This window comes from Butyrivibrio hungatei, from assembly GCF_900101605.1.
Lineage (GTDB): Bacteria > Bacillota > Clostridia > Lachnospirales > Lachnospiraceae > Butyrivibrio > Butyrivibrio hungatei_B.
The window spans coordinates 21,019-39,768 of record NZ_FMUR01000010.1; the positions used below are offsets into that span (position 1 = coordinate 21,019).

Genomic DNA, 18,750 nt, shown 5'->3' on the forward strand with positions numbered 1-18,750 from the left:
ACATGAAGAAAGAACTTGCATTGGACAAATTCATAAGAAACCTTATAGATAAGTATTTATTCGAGATAGCTGTCGGATTGCTTATTCTTATTTCTGTATTTATAAGGTTTAAACTTGCGCCCAATACAGAGCTTTCTCCGGATTATGATTTTTATTACAGGGAATGGGTTGAGTTTTACAGACAAAACGGAATTATCAAGGGCCTTTCAAACGCTCCCGGAGATTACTATGTTCCGTTTAATGTGATCTACGCATTGTCTTCGCTTTTTCCTTGCGAGGCATGGGTGCCGCTCTCCATCGTTCCCGGAATATGTGAACTCATATCGGCGTTTTTTATCTACAAGATTTTTTATCTTCTTACGGGAAAAAAGCGCTGCTCTGTTTTTATCGGTGTCATGACGCTCTACCTGCCCTTCGTTATTTTTGACGGAGCGCTCTGGAAGCAGGTTGATGCGGTATACACATGCTTTTTGGTGATCTCGATATATAAGCTTTTAAAGCAGCAATACAGGGCTTCGATTGTCTGGTATTCTGTTGCTTTTGCATTTAAGCTTCAGTCGATACTTTTCCTTCCTCTTTACCTGATAATCTACATTACAGGCGGATTTAACGGTCCTGCCGATGAGGAAAAAGAACTTTCTGAAAGGTCGGCCTTCAGTATCCTTGAGTTTTTGTGGATTCCCGTTGTTTATCTTATTGCGGGACTTCCGGAAGTTCTTGCAAAGCATGGGCTTAGGGCGACATATTTTGCATACCTTGAGCAGACGGGTGAACTTGATTCTGAAGGATACGGAATGGTATCTTTTTTTCCTAATATTTATAACTGGGGGTTCGACGATCACTACAAGCTTCTATCAACGGCTGCTGTAATGGTTCTTGCGGCAGTGCTTGTTGTTATCGCTGTTTTTTGTTACAGATTCAGGGAAAGGATAGACAGAAATCTCGTTCTTTATCTTGCAATATGGACATCCTGGACTTGCGTTATCCTTCTTCCCGGAATGCATGAGAGATATGATTATGCGATGCTTATACTTCTTACTCCCTTTGCGATAATGGTGAGAAAGAAGATAATGCCTTTTATGGTAGTTGCAAATATATGCTCATTGATAGTTTACGGTATTACATTGTTTGGGGCAAAAATAATAGATATTTCCTATATTTCGGTGTTTTACGTTGCTTCATATTTATTTGTTACCGCTGATATCATCGGTCTTTTAAATGGAGGTAATGAGAGAAGTGAAGCTTAAAAAAGCCTTTAATATGGCAATTTGTGCATGCCTTCTTATCGGTGCGGTGCTGATTCTTGGATGCAGTATTTTTACAACAATCTATTACAAGATGCATCAGGAGAATGACAAGCTGTACTTTAAAGCAGAGAATATCCCGCTTCTTGTTATATCTGTCGGGCTGAGTCTGCTTGTCTTTTATATTTTTAAGAAAAAAGAGATTTTTACAAAAAACAAAAAGCTTATGGCAATCGGGCTTTTGTTTTGTATTTTGTATTGCCTTACGCTGATATTTTCGATAAAGCCGCTGCCGGTCAATGATTCCGGCCTTCTGGATGCTCACATAAACAGCTTTGTGAGAGGTGATTATTCTCAGCTTACGGAAAAGGGCGGTTATCTTTATACCTGGCCTTTTCAGCTAGGATATGTGTTTTTCGGCGAGTTTATGACAAAGGTTTTTGGCTCGGGAAATTATCTGGCGTGGAATCTTGCACAGCTTATATCAATTCTTTTTACAATGTATTTTCTGGATAAGATCTGCATGGAGTGTTTTGAAGATGCGGAGATATGCGGTATTATGTCGTTTTTATCCATGGGAGCATTGTTTTTTTACAATTATGTGACTTATATTTACGGAGATATTCTCAGCATGGGGCCGCAGACTTTGGCGCTGTATCTGATGATCAGATATATGAAGACGGGAGAGCAGAGGTACGGACTCGGATCGGGGCTATCGATTGCCATTGGTGTCATGCTCAAAACCAATTGTGAAATTGCTGTAATTGCACTTATAATGATACTGTTTATTAATGGTATCGGTTCAAAAAGCGATGATGCAAAAGTAAAGTTTAAAAACAGAGTGGTCATCGCGATATGTATGCTGATTTTTGTGTTCGGACAAAAGGCATACATAAACAGCCATTACATGAAAGTTACGGGACTTGAAGAAATACCAAAAGGCAATCCTTCCGCGGCGCATATAGCAATGGGCCTTCAGGAAGACGGCGGCTTGGAACCCGGTTGGTACAACGGATATAATTATCGCGTTTTTTCTGAAAACGATTATGATACGGAACTTACGAAAAAAGCGGCTACAGCGAAGATCGGGGAGAGGTTGGATCTTTTTGCACACCATCCTTTTTATGCCGCAAGATTTTTTACAAGGAAATATATAACCCAGTGGGCCGATCCTGTTTGTATATCAACGCAAAATCTTGATTATGTGAGCAGGCATCATGAAATATCGGCTTTGGGAAATAGTATTGTATTTGGCGTCGGAAGTACGGTTTTGGCATGGATCATGAATGTTTTTATGACGCTCTGTTATTTGGGCGTAGTGGTATATCTTGCGGGAGTTCTGAGGAAAAGGCATGTTTCGGACTACGAGATGCTGATGTTACTGTTGATTTTTGGTGGAATGGTATTTCACGAATTTTGGGAAGGGTCCTCGCGCTATGCAATGAGATATTACATTTATCAGCTTCCTTTTGCTGCGTGCGGATTAAAGGTGCTACTTGGACTTATTCATGAACATAAACTCAAAAAAATATGATACTCCGGATGAGAGGAGAGACGGGCTGTTTGCATTTATCTGGTGCCTTATTACAGGTGCGGTGATAATGACGATATGCTCAAGATCGTCTTTCCTGTATGCCTTTAATATATGGGATGATTCCAACAGCTATTTTACCGTCGGAAAGAGTATGCTTAGCGGAATGGTGCCTTACAGGGATCTTTTCGATCAGAAGGGAATCTTCCAGTACAGTATTTACATGTTGGCTTCTCTTATCTCAAGAACAACGTTTCTTGGGGTGTATATAATTGAGATATTGGCATGTACGATGGCTCTTTTGGCGGCACTTAGGATTATGCAGGTGTACTTAAGATCGGTTTCTATGCCGTATATTCTTACGCCTCTTTTCGGAATGACGGTTTATACGTCAAGGTGCTTTTACTGGGGCGGAAGTGCGGAGGAATTTCTTTTCCCTTTTATCATGTGGGGAATGTATATTTCCGTGAAGCACTTTAAGGAAAACTATCCTGAACCTATGAGATACAAAAGAGTACTTGCGGGTGGAATACTTGCGGGATTTGTTTTCCACATCAAGTTCAATTCGTTGGGATTTTTCTTTGCATGGATGGCGATGGTGTTTTTTGCGGACATCATCGGAGCAAAGGCTGTAAAAAAAGCTTTTGTGAGCTGCTTTGTTTTTCTTGGCGGAATGGCGGTGACATTTATACCGGGACTTGTATATTTCGGACTGAATAATGCAATCGTCGATTGGGGACGCGTATACATCTACGAGAATGTTTTCGGATACTCGAAAAAGCTGTCTTTTGCTGAGAGAATGGCCGTTATTTACGATAAGATGACGGATCATATTTACGATAATAAATTGGTATATTTGACTATTTTTATAGGTGCGCTATACTTTACTTTGGCTCTTGTATTTTCTTTTATTCCGGAAGATAAATACAAGATCGTAAAAAGAGATATAGTTGTAATTCCGCTTAAAGTTGTGGAATATGTCAATATAGCCATGCTTTTGGGATTCCTTATTCTGATCATTTTCATCGGAGGAGTCAGCATAACATATTACCCGTTCCCTATAAATGGTTTTGTGGTGTTCGGATTTGTAGCCATAGGATATTTGATCGAAGGTTTGTATCTTAAGTTAAGACGAAGTGGTTTTGAAGACGAACTTACGAGGCAGGCGGGGGCGGTTATGCTTGCGGTACTGCTTGTTGCGGGAATTATGGCTTACAATATCTCGCCGAATGTTCCGTATATGAAAATTGCGAAGAACGATCTTTGGCTCTATCATTTCCGTGATTATGTGCTTTCGAGCGGAATAGAGAATCCGAAGATCATAAATGAGAACGGCTTTGATGCGGGGCTATATACTGTGACGGATACATTGCCGGTATGCTATTATTTTCAGACACAGACTGTAAATGAAGAGCATATGCAGAAGGTTCTTGAGGAACAAAAGAGATTCACACATGAAAAGATTGTTGATTTTGTGATATCTGTCAACAGGCCTGCAGAGGGTGTCGCTGATTACGACCTTGTAATGCAGGAGGATTTTATCGATCCATGGGATCCGGATCAGACGGCTACATACTATCTGTATCAGAAAAAGGCTGAGTGATCGGCTGAGTAGTAAGGAGATTTTTTGATGCCTATAAGAGTAAACAGTTTTATGGGAAAATTTGGATGGTTTGCGAGAAAGCATTTTCCGATGCTTGCAAGTGACGCATACCTTAAATTGCAATTTTTTACCAGAAGTAAATCCCAGAAGGCATATTGTGATTACTTCCTTAATTCAAAGGAAGTTCCCATGCCGAATGTGGTAAATATTGAGACAATAAACAGATGCAATTCAACCTGTGCATTCTGTACAGCCAATGTTCATGCCGAGTGCAGGCCGCTTGCAAAGATTGACGACGATCTTTATAAGAATATCATCGACCAGCTTGCAGACTGGGGATACAAGGGACATCTTACACTGTACGGAAATAACGAGCCTCTTCTTGATACCAAGATTGTTGAGAGGCATAAATATGCGAGGGAAAAACTTCCGGACAGCTTTATTTTCATGTCTACAAACGGACTTATTCTTACCATTGATAAGGTAAAAGAGGTTGCTCCTTATATCAATCAGCTTATCATCAACAACTATTCGATGGAGATGAAGCTTCATAAGAATATTCAGGAACTTTATGATTATGTAAAAGCCCATCCCGATGAATTTAAGGATCTCGATATCCAGATTCAGATGAGATATCTTCAGGAAGTTCTTACAAACAGGGCAGGAAGTGCGCCGAATAAGAAGGCGACGGAGAAGGTTATTAAAGAGACCTGTCTTCTTCCTTTCACGGATATGTGGATCATGCCTAACGGCAAGATGGGACTTTGCTGCTGTGATAATTTTGAGACTACGGATTTTGGCGATCTTACCAAGATGAGCCTTAAGGAAGCGTGGGGAAGTCCTCAGTTCCAGGCGGTAAGGAAAAATATTGCAGAGGGAAGACAGAACTATCCTTTCTGTAAGCATTGTGACTTTATCGATGCGGGCTTCCGTATGCAGATTGTCAATGCAATTTTAAGAGGTGATCAGGACGCTGCAAATAAGCTTGGTGGTCATGAGAGAATGAAGATTGGTAATAAGAATAACGAGGATGACAACATCAAATAATCGTCGGCGTTGAGGGGAAGTTGACAAAATGAAACTCTTGAAAAGTCGTTTTGTTATATTTGCAGTTCTTTTGTTTATTCTGAGTGTTTCAGTTTTTTATTGTGCCATTGGTGAGAATAGCTATATAGGGGTTCATGACAACATGGACCTCTTTATTGCTCAATTTGCTATGCTGAGAAACACCGGCACTTTTTTTTCGCACGGAGTCAGTGCTCCTTTTCTTGGTGGTGTGTCTAGGGATGTGCTTCCGGGTGAGGCTTCTTTGTATACAGTTCTGTATATGATATTTTCACCGTTTACAGCCTATATAATTGGATATGTTTTAAAGATTGTTATTGCGATTTTTTCCTGTGTGCTTTTGTTTGCGGATTGCACGATTCTTTCGGGTAAAAAAAGTGATGTCAAAGAATGTTGTGTAAATGCTTCTTTTTTTGAGCGTGCAAGATTTTGCCTGAAGGAAGAATATGTGCCGGAACTTAATCTGTCTGTGGGAGTGGGATTTTTGTACGGAGTCTTGAACCTCTTTCCGGCATTTGGGATTTCTTTTGCCTCGATTCCGCTTATAATCTATCTTCTCAGAAGAGTATATTTGACAGATAAAAGCGACGATACCAAGAGAATAAGGAAGATGGCAGGGTATATCGTGCTTATTTTCTGTTATCCGTTTTTGTCTTATTTTTCATATTTTGGTTTCTTTATTTTGGGATATCTTTTTATAGGAATCATATGGTTGTGGATAAGGGATAAAAGACCGAGCATTGGGCTTGTCGCGGCACTTGCGGCACTTTCACTCGGGTTTGTTGCCTTTGAATACAGACTGTTTGGAATTATGCTCTTTTCCGATGTTACAACGATCAGGGATACGATGGCACAAAGCTATGTTACGGTAGCTGAACTGCCTGCGCTTATTCTCGACGTGTTTGTAAACGGAATGATGCATGCGGAGGATTGCCACAAATTTTTCGTGATGCCGGTATGTCTCCTGTATCTGGTCATTTTAAACGCCGGATATGTTTATAAAAAGAATTTCAGGGGAATCTTTACTGATGTGTATAATCTCTGCGCGTTGATCCTTCTATTTAACGCGGTTGTTTACGGTATATATTTTATCAGGGAAGTTAATGATGTTTTTGCGGTGATCGTTCCGCCGTTAAAAGGGTTTCAGTTTAACAGGACGGTTTTTTTCAGCCCGTTCATATGGTGTGCAATGCTTTTTATTATTGCGTACAGAATGTGCAAGAAGGGGATTCTTAAGAGTGTCTTGGCATATGCTGTTATCGCGGTTTCGGTGGTGTTCGTTATCTTGACACCGACAAGGTACAATGACTTAAGGAATACGCTCTATCATGTAGTCAAAGAAAATGTCCTAAGGAATAAGCTTGACGATCTTAATTACAGAGACTTCTATTCGGAGGAACTCTTTGCTGATGTTAAAAGAGCTATCGGCTATAAGGAGGGTGAGTGGAGCGTTGCATACGGAATGCATCCGGCAATCCTTGAATATAACGGGATTGCAACGCTTGACGGATATCTTGGATTTTATCCTCAGAGCTATAAAGAAGAATTTAGAAAAGTAATTGCGCCGGCACTTTCCAAAAATCCCGGTTCGGCAGCCTATTTCGATGATTGGGGAGCAAGGTGTTATCTTTATTCGGGGACGGATGCGACGATAGTAATGGCGACGAAGAGCATGTACGGTGTTACCGACAACAATATTTATATTGATGCGGGTGAGCTTAAGAAGCTTGGATGTAAATATCTCTTTTCTCGAATTGATATATCCAATGCGCATGAAGAAGGTCTTTTTCAGGTCGGTGAGTACAGCGGGCACGGTTCTCCTTATAATATCTATGTTTACGGATTAGAATGAGAGAAGCATTTTCCCGGATAGTGGAAAAGTGGTATGATACAGAAATACACGTAATTATTTTGAAAAAAGAGGTTTAAATCATGAACATAGTTTTATTATCCGGTGGATCCGGAAAACGTCTTTGGCCTTTGTCCAACGACATCAGAAGTAAGCAGTTTATCAGAATATTTAAGACTGAAGATGGCGAGTATGAATCCATGCTTCAGCGTATGTATAGAGGAATCAGGGAAGTGGACGGTGATGCCAATGTCACCATAGCTACATCTAAGAGTCAGGCGTCAGCTATCAACAATCAGCTGGGTGAGGCGGTGGATCTTTCAATTGAGCCTTGCAGAAGAGACACTTTTCCTGCAATCGCGCTCGCGTGCAGTTTCCTTCATGATGTGAAGGGCGTTGGTGACGATGAGCCTGTTGTAGTGTGCCCTGTAGATCCGTATGTCGATAACACATATTTTAAGGCTCTTTCAGACCTGTCAGATATGGCGGCAAAGGGAGATTACAACCTTAATCTTATGGGAATAGAGCCGACATATCCAAGTGAGAAGTACGGATATATTATTCCCAAGGAAGCCGCTGATGTCAGCGAGGTTCTTGAATTTAAGGAAAAGCCTGATGCTGCTACGGCTAAGGAGTATATTGAAAAAGGTGCTCTTTGGAACGGCGGAGTTTTTGCATTTAAACTTGGATATGTGCTTAACAAGGCGCATGAGCTTATTGACTTTAAGGATTATCAGGACTTTTTTGACAGATATGATAACAGTAATAAGATTAGCTTTGACTATGCTGTTGTTGAAAAAGAGAATAGCATAGGAATGATGAAGTATGCGGGAAGCTGGAAGGATCTTGGAAGCTGGAATACTCTGACAGAGGCTATGCATGAGAATATTGTCGGAAATGCTGTTCTTAACGATAAGTGTGAGAATGTGCATGTATTAAACGATCTTGATGTTCCTATACTTTGCATGGGACTTAAGGATGTTGTGGTATCGGCATCTCCGGACGGAATACTTGTTTCTGACAAGGAACAGTCAAGTTACATCAAGCCCTATGTTGAGGAATTTGATCAGCAGGTTATGTTTGCCGAGAAGTCATGGGGCAAATATCAGGTAATGGATGTTGAATCTGAGTCGATGACAATAAAAGTTGTTCTTAATCCGGGTCATTCCATGAACTATCACAGCCATAAGAACAGAGATGAAGTATGGGTTGTTCTCTCCGGTAAGGGCAGAACTGTGGTTGACGGAATGGAGCAGAATATCAAGGCCGGAGACGTTATTACCATGAGTGCAGGATGCAGACATACGGTTTTTGCAGAGACTGAGCTTAAGCTTATTGAGGTACAGCTTGGAAAAGATATTACCGTAGAGGATAAACAAAAATATAACCTTGAATAAATATGATATAGATGTCAAAAAAGATGAGAGATGACACATTGAAGAATTTTCCTTTTATGTTAAAGCCTGCCGCGAAGGATTATCTTTGGGGCGGTCAGAGGCTTAACGATGATTTCGGTAAAAATATAGATATGGATCCCTTGGCGGAAACATGGGAATGCAGTACGCATCCCGACGGACCGAGTGTTGTTGCGGGCGGTAAGTTTGACGGAAGACTCCTTATCGACGTTTTAAAAGAGCATTCCGAATTTCTGGGAAAGCATTGCGAGGAACTCGGAGAGCTTCCTATACTCATAAAGTTCATTGATGCGAAGGCGAATCTGTCTGTGCAGGTACATCCAAGTGATGAATATGCAAGAGAGTACGAAAACGGTCAGCTTGGTAAGACGGAGATGTGGTATGTTCTTGATGCCATCAAGGATTCCAGGCTGATTTACGGCCTAAAATATGATTGCAGTAAAGAAGCCATCAGAGATGCCATAGAAAAAGGAGAGCTTGAGAGGCATCTTAGATATTATCCCATTAAGAAGAATGACGTTTTCTTTATCGAAGCGGGAACGATACATGCCATAGGTGCGGGGGCGCTTATAGCTGAAATACAGGAAAACAGCAATCTCACTTACAGGCTGTACGATTACGACCGTGTGGATAAGACGGGTAAAAAGCGTGAGCTTCATGTGGATAAGGCACTTGAAGTTTCAAATTTAAATAACATAGGTGAACCGAGGCAGGCAATGAGGGTGCTTAAGTATAGCCCGGGTGTTGCGAATGAGCTTCTCAGCAGATGTAAGTATTTTGAAGTATACAGGATGCTGATAAATACTGAAAGAAGGCAGAAGGTTACATACAGCTCCGATGAGCTTTCTTTCAGGGTTCTCTTGTGCTATGACGGATGCGGGAATATCAGTTATTGTTCCAATGACGGCAGAAAAGAATACATAAATGTCTACAAAGGTGATTGTATTTTTGTACCTGCCAATTCTGCAGAGCTTGTGCTTAATGGAGTTATGGAACTATTGGATGTCAGGTGCTGAGATTTAGTTTTATTGGGTCAACACCGGTAAAAATGGGATTTTGGAAAAATGATGTATATTAGGAAAGGCAAACGCCAAAGCTTGAAATTGGTTTAGATTAGCCATAACACTTGCGATTTGATACAATGGTTATGTTAGATAACCATGAACATAGTGCAGTGAAGGGGGGATAATTTTATGATTAATGAAATTATTTTTATGGAAATTAGATTATTGGGTGAATTTTGCCGGAAATATAAAATGAATCGCGCAACTGCAAATGATATCTTTTCAAAGTATGAAATATGGCAATATATAGAAGAGTGTTATGATATGTTTCATATTAATGGTGACGAGTATAATTTAAATGATATAAGCAGAATTTTAAAAAGGAAAGGAGCCATTTAGTGAAATTAAAAGATGGAATGCTTCTATTTCACGGAAGTTATACTCCGGTAGAAAAGATTGACTTGGAACGATGTGTAAAAGGAAAAGATTTTGGAAGAGGTTTTTACCTGACAAGTGATCTTAATCAGGCCAGAAATTTTATTCGGTCATCAATATAGAAAAGGCAGTTAATATCGCTATTGAGCAGCTGTTACCAGATCATCTGGTTGACCAATTTTGTTTCATTACGAAAAAGGCGATTGGATGTTTGGAATATCAGGAGGTAAGGAAATATGTCATTTGATAAGATGAATATCTGCGCTGATATGATACTTACAGATGCTATTGAAGATATGGCTGCTGAAGATAATATCTCAATTGAGGAGTCCAGAAACAGACTTTTAAATTCAAACGCATGTAAATGTCTTTACAATTTTGAATCCGGTTTATGGATGGAGGGACCGGATTATTTCCTTGATTATTACAGAAGATATGAGAAATAAAGAAAACATAGGATGGCTATCAGGCATTAGTGTCTGGTAGCTTTAAAATTTCCCCCATCTATGGTATCATTTTTCCTAGTAATTAACTGAAAATACTTATGTTGGGGAGGCATTGATGGCAAGCGTAAGTCTTAAAACAATTATTGATAAAATGAAGCTCACAAATCTTACACCGGAGCTTGATATCAAGAAGATCCGCATTATTCAGCCTGATATTAACAGGCCGGCGTTGCAGCTTGCAGGGTATTATGAACACTTCGAGGCAACCAGACTACAGGTTATAGGTTTCGTAGAATATACATATATGGAATCTTTTTCTGATAAGGAAAAAGAGAAAATGTACAGAGAACTGCTTTCCTTTGATATACCGGGAGTTGTTTTCTGCAGAGACCTGGCTCCCGATCCTATCTTTTTGAAAATCGCGGTTGAGGAGAAAGTACCGGTTCTCATGACCAAGAAGTCCACCTCTGTTTTCATGGCAGAGATCATCAGGTGGCTTAATGTAAAACTTGCTCCATGCATCTCAATTCACGGCGTACTTGTCGATGTTTACGGCGTAGGTGTTCTTATAACGGGTGAGAGCGGAATCGGTAAATCGGAGACTGCGATCGAGCTTATAAAAAGAGGACATCGTCTTGTGTCGGATGACGCGGTTGAGCTTAGACGTGTAAGTGAGGAGACTCTTATCGGAACATCGCCCGATATTACAAGACATTTCATTGAGATGAGAGGTGTCGGAATCATAGATGTTAAGACACTTTACGGTGTATCAAGTGTAAGAGAGACACAGACGATCGATCTTGTTATTAAACTCGAAGAGTGGGACAAAGACAGAGAGTATGACAGATTTGGACTTGAGGAAGAGTACACTGAGTATCTTGGAAACAAGATAGTTTGTCACAGGATTCCTATCAGACCCGGACGAAATCTTGCGGTAATCTGTGAATCGGCAGCAGTTAACCACAGACAGAAACAGATGGGTTACAATGCAGCGCAGGAGCTCTACAACAGGGTTCAGAATTCACTCGCAAGAAGACGCTCGGAAGATGATGACGACGAATAATATAGAAGGAGACTTATAGAGGTAATGGGAAAATATGTATTTGGCGTAGATATCGGAGGAACAACGGCTAAGATCGGACTTCTCACAGAAGAAGGTGAGAAAGTCGAGCTTTGGGAGATACCTACAAGAAAAGAGAACAACGGAAGCAGCATTTTAAGTGATGTTGCAGAGTCGGTTAAGGCTAAGATTGCTGAGAAAAATATTGCATCTGAGGATATTATCGGAATAGGACTTGGCGTCCCCGGTGCCGTAGACGCAGATGGCATGTGTCTTCAGGCGGTAAACCTTGGCTGGTCCAAGCTCAACGTGGTAAAAGAGCTCGAATCACTCACGGGATTTAAGGTAAAAGCAGGAAATGACGCCAACGTTGCGGCACTCGGTGAGCAGTGGAGAGGCGGCGGACAGGGACATCAGAACATGCTCCTTGTTACCCTCGGAACAGGCGTAGGCGGTGGAATTATAAATGAAGGCAAGATCCTTACGGGAGCCACAGGCTCGGGCGGAGAGATCGGACATATCCATCTTGTTGATGATGAACCTGAAGCATGCGGATGCGGCAATAACGGTTGTTTTGAGCAGTACGCAAGCGCTACGGGCGCGGTGAGAGTATCCAGGAGAATTCTTGCAGAGACAACCGAAGACAGCGTTCTTCGCGGCAAAGATTTTGAGTGCAAGGACGTGTTCGATGCTGCAAAGAAAGGTGACAAAGTTGCCGTTAAATGCGCAGAGAAATACGGTTATTATCTCGGAAAAGGAATTGCAATCGCTTCAACTGTCGTAAATCCTGAGATCATAGTCATCGGCGGCGGAGTCTCAAAAGCGGGAGAAATGCTTTTTGACCTCTTGATGCCTTCATTTAAAAAGTATGTATTTTCAGGTTGCAGCACAGCGCAGTTTGCTCTTGCGAAGCTTGGAAATGATGCGGGAGTCTTCGGCGCAGCAAGAATGCTTCTGTACTAAAAGGAGATTTTTTTGAATAACGATTTGATAAATGCTCTGAGAGAAATTGTCTCGGAAGAAAATATTATATTGAATGAAAACATGAGCAGGCACACTACGTTTAGAACAGGTGGGCCTGCGAGCTTATTTATAAGCCCAAAAGATACGGAGCAGCTTCTTGAGGTTCTTAAGCGCCTCAGAGCTGAAGGTGCAGACTATTTTGTTCTCGGAAACGGAAGCAATCTTCTTGTATCAGATGACGGATATGACGGAGCTGTCGTTTCGCTCAAGAACTTTACGGATGTATCGGCAGAAAGTGACACGAGTATCAGGGCGGAGGCCGGAGCGCTTAATTCAGCCATAGCTTCTTTTGCCAGAGACAGGGAACTTACAGGTTTTGAGTTCGCTGCAGGAATCCCCGGAACTATCGGCGGTGCGATGGTTATGAACGCAGGTGCCTATGACGGCGAGATGAAGCAGGTCGTAAAGGAAGTCAAGGTCATATCACCTGAAGGTGAGCTTGTGACGCTTTCATGCGACGACATGGAATTTGGTTACAGGACCAGTTTTATTAAAGGAAAAAAATATATCGTTCTGTCCGTGCTTATTGAACTTACTAAGGGACAGAAGGAAGCAATTATAGAAAAGATGTCCGATCTTGCACAGAGAAGACGTGACAAACAGCCGCTTGAGTATCCCAGTGCCGGATCGACATTTAAGAGACCTGAAGGAAATTTTGCGGGTAAACTTATCCAGGATGCCGGACTTAGGGGCTATACCGTGGGCGGTGCGTGTGTATCGGAGAAGCATTGCGGATTTGTGATAAATAAAGATTCTGCAACTTCGGCCGATATATACAAAGTAATTGATGACGTAAGGAAGAAGGTATACGAGTCCTATGGAGTGATGCTGGAGCCCGAAGTTATTATGCTTGGTAGATTTGAAAGGATAAAACCATGAGATTCGTAGTTGTTACGGGAATGAGCGGCGGTGGTAAATCGACCGCTATACATATGCTTGAAGATGCAGGTTTTTATTGTGTTGATAATCTTCCTGTATTTCTGATAGAGAAGTTTGCTGAGCTTGTCGCAGTACCGGATAACGGGATCAGCAAAGTCGTACTTGGAATTGACGCAAGAGCGGGCCAGAAGTTTGAAGAGGTTGCGGGAATCATCGACACTCTGAAAGAAAGAGGACTTCCCATTGAAGTTCTTTATATGGACGCAAGCGATGAAGTTCTTATAAAGAGATATAAAGAGACAAGACGTGTTCATCCGATGAATGTCAATGATATCGGAAATCGTATAGAGGACGGAATTGCCAAAGAGAGAGCGGTTCTTACGGAGGTAAAAAAGAGAGCGGACTATGTTATCGATTCTTCCAAGCTCCTCACAAGAGAACTCCGCGAAGAACTTGACCGTATCTTTGTAAGAAACGAAGAGTACAATTCTCTTATGGTGACGGTGCTTTCATTTGGTTTTAAATATGGAATTCCGTCGGACGCAGACCTTGTGTTTGATGTTAGGTTCCTGCCGAACCCTTTTTATATAGATGATCTAAAACATCAGACGGGAAATGACAAGCCGGTTCAGGACTATGTAAAAAGTTTTCCGGAATGCGGGCAGTTCCTGGATAAGCTGACGGATATGCTTGAATTCCTGATTCCCGGATATATCAAAGAAGGTAAGTATCAGCTTGTTGTTGCTATCGGATGTACCGGTGGCCAGCACAGAAGTGTAACAATCGCCAACGAACTGTATAACAGGTTGAAAGCCGGAGACGGTAAGTTTGGAATCAAGCTCTTACACAGAGATGTGAAGCAGGCAAGGTGAGATATGTCTTTTTCATCCGACGTAAAAGAAGAACTTGCAAAACGCATAGGTGCGTCGAGGCATTGCAGGCTTGCGGAGATAGCAGCCATTGTTAACAGCACGGGCTATATTGAGCTGAAAAACGGTAAGCCGATAATGCTTTATTTGCAGCCGGATAATGAGGCTGTAATTAGAAAGTTCTTTACATTAATAAAAAAAGCATTTAATATAGGAACTAGCTTTTTGGAAGAATCCCCCGATATCAAGGTAAATGGGCGTGTTTACAGGCCTGTACTGGGAGAAGGGGAACTTCTTGAATCGTGTCTTAAGGCAATCAGGGTGATTGACGGTGATGGGAACCTCAGACCTTTCGAGGAAGGAGTGAGCCCGCTTATCACAGGAAAATCATGTTGTAAGAGAGCCTTCATTCGCGATTCTTTCTTGTGCATCGGTTCCATAAGCGATCCCAACAAGGGATATCATTTGGAATTTGTCTGTGACTATGAGAATCAGGCACTTAGGTTGCAGGAGATAATAGAGAGCTTTGATATTGAGGCAAGGATAGTCAGACGAAAGAAATATTTTGTTTTATATGTGAAGGAAGGCTCCGGTATTGTTGATCTTCTGAATATAATGGAAGCTCCGATCAGTCTTATGAATCTGGAGAATCTCAGGATTGTAAAAGAGATGAGAAATTCCATCAACAGGAGAGTCAATTGTGAAGTCGCCAATATAACAAAGACTGTTAATGCCGCGACTAAGCAAATAGAGGACATTACATATATCAGAGACTTTTATGGTTTTAATCGCTTGCAGGAGAGCTTGCGGGAGATGGCAGAGGTCAGGCTTGAACACCCTGATGCGACGCTTCTTGAATTGGGCAAGTATCTTGATCCGCCTGTAGGTAAGTCAGGAGTTAATCATCGGCTTAGGAAACTGAGCGAGCTTGCGGATAAGCTGAGATGAGGAGGGAATTATTATGTTGACAAAATCTATCGAGATTAAGTTGCCCAGAGGACTGGAGGCAAGACCTGTTGCTGAGCTTGTTCAGCTCGCAAGTAAGTACGAGAGTACTGTTCATATCGAGGCTCAGTCCAAGAAAGTTAATGCAAAGAGCATTATGGGAATGATGACACTTAGTCTGAACACAGGAGAAGAAGTAACAGTTATCGCAGAAGGAAGCGATGAAGAGTCGGCAGTTGCTGACATGGAGATGTTTCTTCACGGAAACAAGAAGAAATAAAACTCATTAATTAAAAAAAGCCCTTTTTTTAAAGGGAGGATGCCGGGTAAGCTTCTCTTACCCGGCACATTATGAAAAAGTTTAATTGGTATTGTCTGTCTCAACTCATCTGACAATATTATAATAACAAGCAGGTATGTCCAAAAGATGATTTGAAGTAACCATTCTTTTAATGATTTGTAAACAAATTATGAACGCTCGCATTTATCGTAATGTGGGCGTTTTATGTATTATAATTATTCTCGGAGGAAAAGTTTGTGCTGAAGAAGGTTGCGTTTGTAATAGATGAAAAAAATCTGAAAAGCAGTGAGGTAACTGAAAGCTTAGAATCCGCAAGAGAATATATAAATCAATGTGGCATCGAAGCGGAGGTGTTCGGGGCACAGGATTTTTTCAAAGATAATAAGACTGATAAAGAAATGCTTGTCGTTGCCGACAGGAAAGAAAATACCGTAAAAGCGACGGAGCTTGGATTCTACGTGGTCGGAGTGGAGCATCCATTAAATAAGAACGAAGAATTTCCGGGAGTGAAATATATTTTTTCCGACATTGACGAAGTCGACTTGGATTCATTCGTGAAGGCTTATCAGAGATACGCGGGTGAGCCCTGGGAAGTGCTCACGACTTCAAGGCTCCTTGTGAGGGAAACGACGCTTGATGATGTGGATGAGTTCTATAAGCTATATAAAGATCCCGAGATGACCAGATATATGGAAGGCCTTTTTGAAAATCCCGAAGATGAAAAGAGATATCAGAAGGATTATATTGAGAAGGTGTACGGCCTCATGGGTTTTGGCGTATGGACACTTGTAAGGCGCAAGGATAGCAGGGTTATCGGAAGAGTTGGCTACTCCGTAAGGAACGGGTTTGATGATATTGAACTTGGATTTCTTGTCGGAAAAGAGTTTCAGAGGCAGGGCTATGCTTATGAGGCGTGCAAGGCGGTTCTTGAATACGGCAGGGATATCCTTTTGTTTGATAAGGTTCAGACCCTTGTAAAAGCCGAGAATGAGATTTCCATTAATCTGTGCAAGAAACTGGGATTTAAGGTTTTGGATACGGTGTCTGTCGAGGAAGATATATACGGAAGAGAGTATGTCGGCGAGAAGATCGAGCCGGTCGGCGGACCCACCTATGGAGAATACGTGCGGCTGATGCTGAGATTTGGTGCTTAAATTTATTTGTGGCTTTTTTTGACGGCATCCTATACAATAGATTTGTAACAATAGAGATAAAAAATGGATAGGTACGAAGGGTAGAGAGCCCTTAACGAAGAGTGCCTATGGAGGTGAAATGAAAGATTTTTTAGACAGTTTTAAAATGGTGGCAGGGCTAATCGGAGGCCTTGCAATGTTTTTGTATGGGATGAACGTTATGAGCGGAGGTCTTACCAAGGCCGCAGGCGGAAGACTTGAGAGCGTACTTGCCAAAGTCACCAAACATCCTATTATCGCGTATTTATTCGGTGTCGGTGTAACCGCACTGGTTCAATCATCATCTGCATCTACCGTAATGGTAGTTGGTCTTGTTAATTCAGGAATCGTAACTCTTAAACAGGCAGTAAACGTTATTCTCGGTGCTAACCTTGGTACGACATTTACGGCATGGATTCTTACACTTAATAATCTGAACAGCACAAAGTATTTGTGGCTGGAACTCTTAAAGCCCAGGTCATTCACACCTTTCTTGGCTCTCATCGGTATCGGGCTATACATGTTTTCAAAAAGTGAGAAAAAGAAAAATATCGGAACAATACTTCTTGGATTTTCTGTTTTGATGTTCGGTATGAGCAGTATGTCTGATGCGGTAGCTCCGCTTAAATACAATGAAGGATTCAGAAGTCTTCTTATGAAGTTCAGCAATCCTTTGATCGGATTTTTGGTTGGAATATTCTTTACCATGCTTATTCAGAGTTCTGCCGGAACAATCGGTGTGCTGCAGGCGATATCCGGAAGTATACCTGTGTATTTCAATATAGCCATTCCCGTTGTAGTCGGAGCTGAGGTTGGTACATGTATTACAGCAATTCTGTCATCTTTTGGCGCTAATAAGAACGGTAAGAGAACAGCACTTATGCACTTGTATTTCAATATCATAAAAGCAGGGCTTTTTATGGTTATTTTCTATTCTTTAAATGCAGTGATGAATTTCTCGTTTATGCATCAGGAAGTCGGACTTGCGGGAATTCCGGGTGTGCATACGCTTGTTAACCTTGTTGCAACGCCTTTGATGCTTCCTTTCTCAGCAGTGCTTGTAAACCTGGCGCTCAGCTCTATTCCTATAGACGAGAAGGAGAAAAAAGAGCAGGAAGAGCAGCAGGGTATCAGAACTTTGGATCCTCTTTTCCTTGCGAATCCTCCGTTTGCGCTTGAACAGGCAAGACTTGCCGCGGTTGAGATGGCAAACTTTTCTAAGGATGCACTTGATAAGGCTATTGCACTTATCACGGATTACAAAGAGGAAGAGGCTCAGGAAGTTGACTATCTTGAGCGCAAGGTTGACCAGTACGAGGATCAGCTCGGAACTTACCTTATGAAGATAAACAATCATCATCTTGCCCCTGAAGACAGCCATACGCTTACGATGCTTCTTCACTGCATAACCGACTATGAGAGAATAAGCGATCATGCTCTCAATATCATGCAGAAGGCTAAGGGAATGGCGGAGAACAGCAGAGAATTTACTCCAAAGGGCCAGATTGAGATGGATATATTTGCATCTGCGGTAAAAGAGATCGTGGATATGTCGATAAAAGCATTTGAAACACGCGATGTAGAGATAGCAAAGTCAATCGAACCTCTTGAGGAAGCCATTGACGGTATCCAGAAAGAAGTAAAGAGACGTCACGTAAGAAGACTTCGTAAGGGCAAGTGTACAATCGAGCAGGGCTTTGACCTTAGCGATATCGGAACGGACTATGAGCGTATTGCAGACCACTGCAGTAACATCGCTGTCGGTGTCATCGAAGTTCACGATGATGCTTACGATGCACACGAATATTTGGAAACACTCAAAGCGGACAAAAGAGAAGGCTTTGAGCAGGCAGTTGATTTTTACGAGAGAAAATATCAGCTTCCTTCTGTTAAGTTTTAATGCAGGAGT

General features: G+C 41.6%; 18 protein-coding genes. All 18 read left to right on the forward strand.

Going from position 1 to position 18,750, the window contains the following annotated elements:
* Positions 1–2: 2 nt before the first annotated feature.
* The 18 genes from BLP87_RS08735 (at position 3) to BLP87_RS08820 (ending at position 18,741) form a co-directional block, all read left to right on the forward strand.
* Positions 3–1,247: a hypothetical protein gene (locus tag BLP87_RS08735; protein ID WP_074462361.1), complete on the forward strand. Its 1,245-nt coding sequence runs from the start codon at positions 3–5 to the stop codon at positions 1,245–1,247.
* On the forward strand, positions 1,228–2,778 hold the full coding sequence (locus BLP87_RS08740) for a glycosyltransferase family 39 protein (RefSeq protein ID WP_074462362.1): 1,551 nt from the start codon (positions 1,228–1,230) through the stop codon (positions 2,776–2,778). The genes BLP87_RS08735 and BLP87_RS08740 overlap by 20 nt, the downstream gene beginning before the upstream one ends.
* On the forward strand, positions 2,753–4,378 hold the full coding sequence (locus BLP87_RS08745) for a hypothetical protein (protein ID WP_074462363.1): 1,626 nt from the start codon (positions 2,753–2,755) through the stop codon (positions 4,376–4,378). Before BLP87_RS08740 ends, BLP87_RS08745 begins: the two co-directional genes overlap by 26 nt.
* Positions 4,379–4,405: 27 nt before the next feature.
* Complete coding sequence (locus BLP87_RS08750; RefSeq protein ID WP_074462364.1) at positions 4,406–5,425, forward strand: radical SAM/SPASM domain-containing protein; 1,020 nt, start codon at positions 4,406–4,408, stop codon at positions 5,423–5,425.
* 28 nt (positions 5,426–5,453) lie between these two features.
* Positions 5,454–7,295, forward strand: coding sequence for a DUF6044 family protein (locus BLP87_RS08755; RefSeq protein ID WP_074462365.1), 1,842 nt, complete (start codon positions 5,454–5,456; stop codon positions 7,293–7,295).
* Between the two features lie 80 nt (positions 7,296–7,375).
* Positions 7,376–8,689, forward strand: coding sequence for a sugar phosphate nucleotidyltransferase (locus BLP87_RS08760; RefSeq protein WP_074462366.1), 1,314 nt, complete (start codon positions 7,376–7,378; stop codon positions 8,687–8,689).
* 38 nt (positions 8,690–8,727) lie between these two features.
* Positions 8,728–9,723, forward strand: coding sequence for a type I phosphomannose isomerase catalytic subunit (locus tag BLP87_RS08765; RefSeq protein ID WP_242871838.1), 996 nt, complete (start codon positions 8,728–8,730; stop codon positions 9,721–9,723).
* 177 nt (positions 9,724–9,900) lie between these two features.
* Positions 9,901–10,110: a DUF3791 domain-containing protein gene (locus BLP87_RS08770; RefSeq protein WP_026668415.1), complete on the forward strand. Its 210-nt coding sequence runs from the start codon at positions 9,901–9,903 to the stop codon at positions 10,108–10,110.
* Positions 10,111–10,127: 17 nt separating this feature from the next.
* A complete protein-coding gene (locus BLP87_RS16585; protein WP_143002123.1) occupies positions 10,128–10,268 on the forward strand; it encodes a DUF3990 domain-containing protein in 141 nt (46 codons plus the stop codon).
* A gap of 114 nt (positions 10,269–10,382) precedes the next feature.
* A complete protein-coding gene (locus tag BLP87_RS08780; protein ID WP_026668417.1) occupies positions 10,383–10,592 on the forward strand; it encodes a hypothetical protein in 210 nt (69 codons plus the stop codon).
* Between the two features lie 115 nt (positions 10,593–10,707).
* On the forward strand, positions 10,708–11,655 hold the full coding sequence (hprK, locus tag BLP87_RS08785; RefSeq protein ID WP_074462367.1) for an HPr(Ser) kinase/phosphatase: 948 nt from the start codon (positions 10,708–10,710) through the stop codon (positions 11,653–11,655).
* 24 nt (positions 11,656–11,679) lie between these two features.
* A complete protein-coding gene (locus tag BLP87_RS08790) occupies positions 11,680–12,615 on the forward strand; it encodes an ROK family glucokinase (protein ID WP_074462368.1) in 936 nt (311 codons plus the stop codon).
* Positions 12,616–12,627: 12 nt separating this feature from the next.
* A complete protein-coding gene (murB, locus tag BLP87_RS08795; protein ID WP_074462369.1) occupies positions 12,628–13,554 on the forward strand; it encodes a UDP-N-acetylmuramate dehydrogenase in 927 nt (308 codons plus the stop codon).
* Complete coding sequence (gene rapZ / locus BLP87_RS08800) at positions 13,551–14,426, forward strand: RNase adapter RapZ (protein ID WP_026656178.1); 876 nt, start codon at positions 13,551–13,553, stop codon at positions 14,424–14,426. The genes murB and rapZ overlap by 4 nt, the downstream gene beginning before the upstream one ends.
* A 3-nt stretch (positions 14,427–14,429) precedes the next feature.
* Positions 14,430–15,371 carry a DNA-binding protein WhiA gene (whiA, locus tag BLP87_RS08805; RefSeq protein WP_026668420.1) on the forward strand — a complete coding sequence of 314 codons (942 nt, stop codon included), beginning with the start codon at positions 14,430–14,432 and terminating at the stop codon, positions 15,369–15,371.
* A 13-nt stretch (positions 15,372–15,384) separates the two neighbouring features.
* On the forward strand, positions 15,385–15,648 hold the full coding sequence (locus BLP87_RS08810) for an HPr family phosphocarrier protein (RefSeq protein ID WP_026513510.1): 264 nt from the start codon (positions 15,385–15,387) through the stop codon (positions 15,646–15,648).
* Positions 15,649–15,905: 257 nt separating this feature from the next.
* Entirely contained in the window at positions 15,906–16,823 is a 918-nt protein-coding gene (locus tag BLP87_RS08815; RefSeq protein ID WP_074462370.1) for a GNAT family N-acetyltransferase, read from the forward strand.
* Positions 16,824–16,941: 118 nt separating this feature from the next.
* Positions 16,942–18,741, forward strand: a complete 1,800-nt coding sequence (locus BLP87_RS08820) for a Na/Pi cotransporter family protein (RefSeq protein ID WP_074462371.1) — start codon at positions 16,942–16,944, stop codon at positions 18,739–18,741.
* Positions 18,742–18,750: the final 9 nt, after the last annotated feature.

Bases quoted from the DNA above. Each gene is read 5' to 3' on its own strand.
- BLP87_RS08735 (WP_074462361.1), top strand. From the start codon at position 3: ATGAAGAAAGAACTTGCATTGGACAAATTCATAAGAAACCTTATAGAT.
- BLP87_RS08740 (WP_074462362.1), top strand. From the start codon at position 1,228: ATGAGAGAAGTGAAGCTTAAAAAAGCCTTTAATATGGCAATTTGTGCA.
- BLP87_RS08745 (WP_074462363.1), top strand. From the start codon at position 2,753: ATGAACATAAACTCAAAAAAATATGATACTCCGGATGAGAGGAGAGAC.
- BLP87_RS08750 (WP_074462364.1), top strand. From the start codon at position 4,406: ATGCCTATAAGAGTAAACAGTTTTATGGGAAAATTTGGATGGTTTGCG.
- BLP87_RS08755 (WP_074462365.1), top strand. From the start codon at position 5,454: ATGAAACTCTTGAAAAGTCGTTTTGTTATATTTGCAGTTCTTTTGTTT.
- BLP87_RS08760 (WP_074462366.1), top strand. From the start codon at position 7,376: ATGAACATAGTTTTATTATCCGGTGGATCCGGAAAACGTCTTTGGCCT.
- BLP87_RS08770 (WP_026668415.1), top strand. From the start codon at position 9,901: ATGATTAATGAAATTATTTTTATGGAAATTAGATTATTGGGTGAATTT.
- BLP87_RS16585 (WP_143002123.1), top strand. From the start codon at position 10,128: ATGCTTCTATTTCACGGAAGTTATACTCCGGTAGAAAAGATTGACTTG.
- BLP87_RS08780 (WP_026668417.1), top strand. From the start codon at position 10,383: ATGTCATTTGATAAGATGAATATCTGCGCTGATATGATACTTACAGAT.
- hprK (WP_074462367.1), top strand. From the start codon at position 10,708: ATGGCAAGCGTAAGTCTTAAAACAATTATTGATAAAATGAAGCTCACA.
- BLP87_RS08790 (WP_074462368.1), top strand. From the start codon at position 11,680: ATGGGAAAATATGTATTTGGCGTAGATATCGGAGGAACAACGGCTAAG.
- rapZ (WP_026656178.1), top strand. From the start codon at position 13,551: ATGAGATTCGTAGTTGTTACGGGAATGAGCGGCGGTGGTAAATCGACC.
- whiA (WP_026668420.1), top strand. From the start codon at position 14,430: ATGTCTTTTTCATCCGACGTAAAAGAAGAACTTGCAAAACGCATAGGT.
- BLP87_RS08810 (WP_026513510.1), top strand. From the start codon at position 15,385: ATGTTGACAAAATCTATCGAGATTAAGTTGCCCAGAGGACTGGAGGCA.
- BLP87_RS08820 (WP_074462371.1), top strand. From the start codon at position 16,942: ATGAAAGATTTTTTAGACAGTTTTAAAATGGTGGCAGGGCTAATCGGA.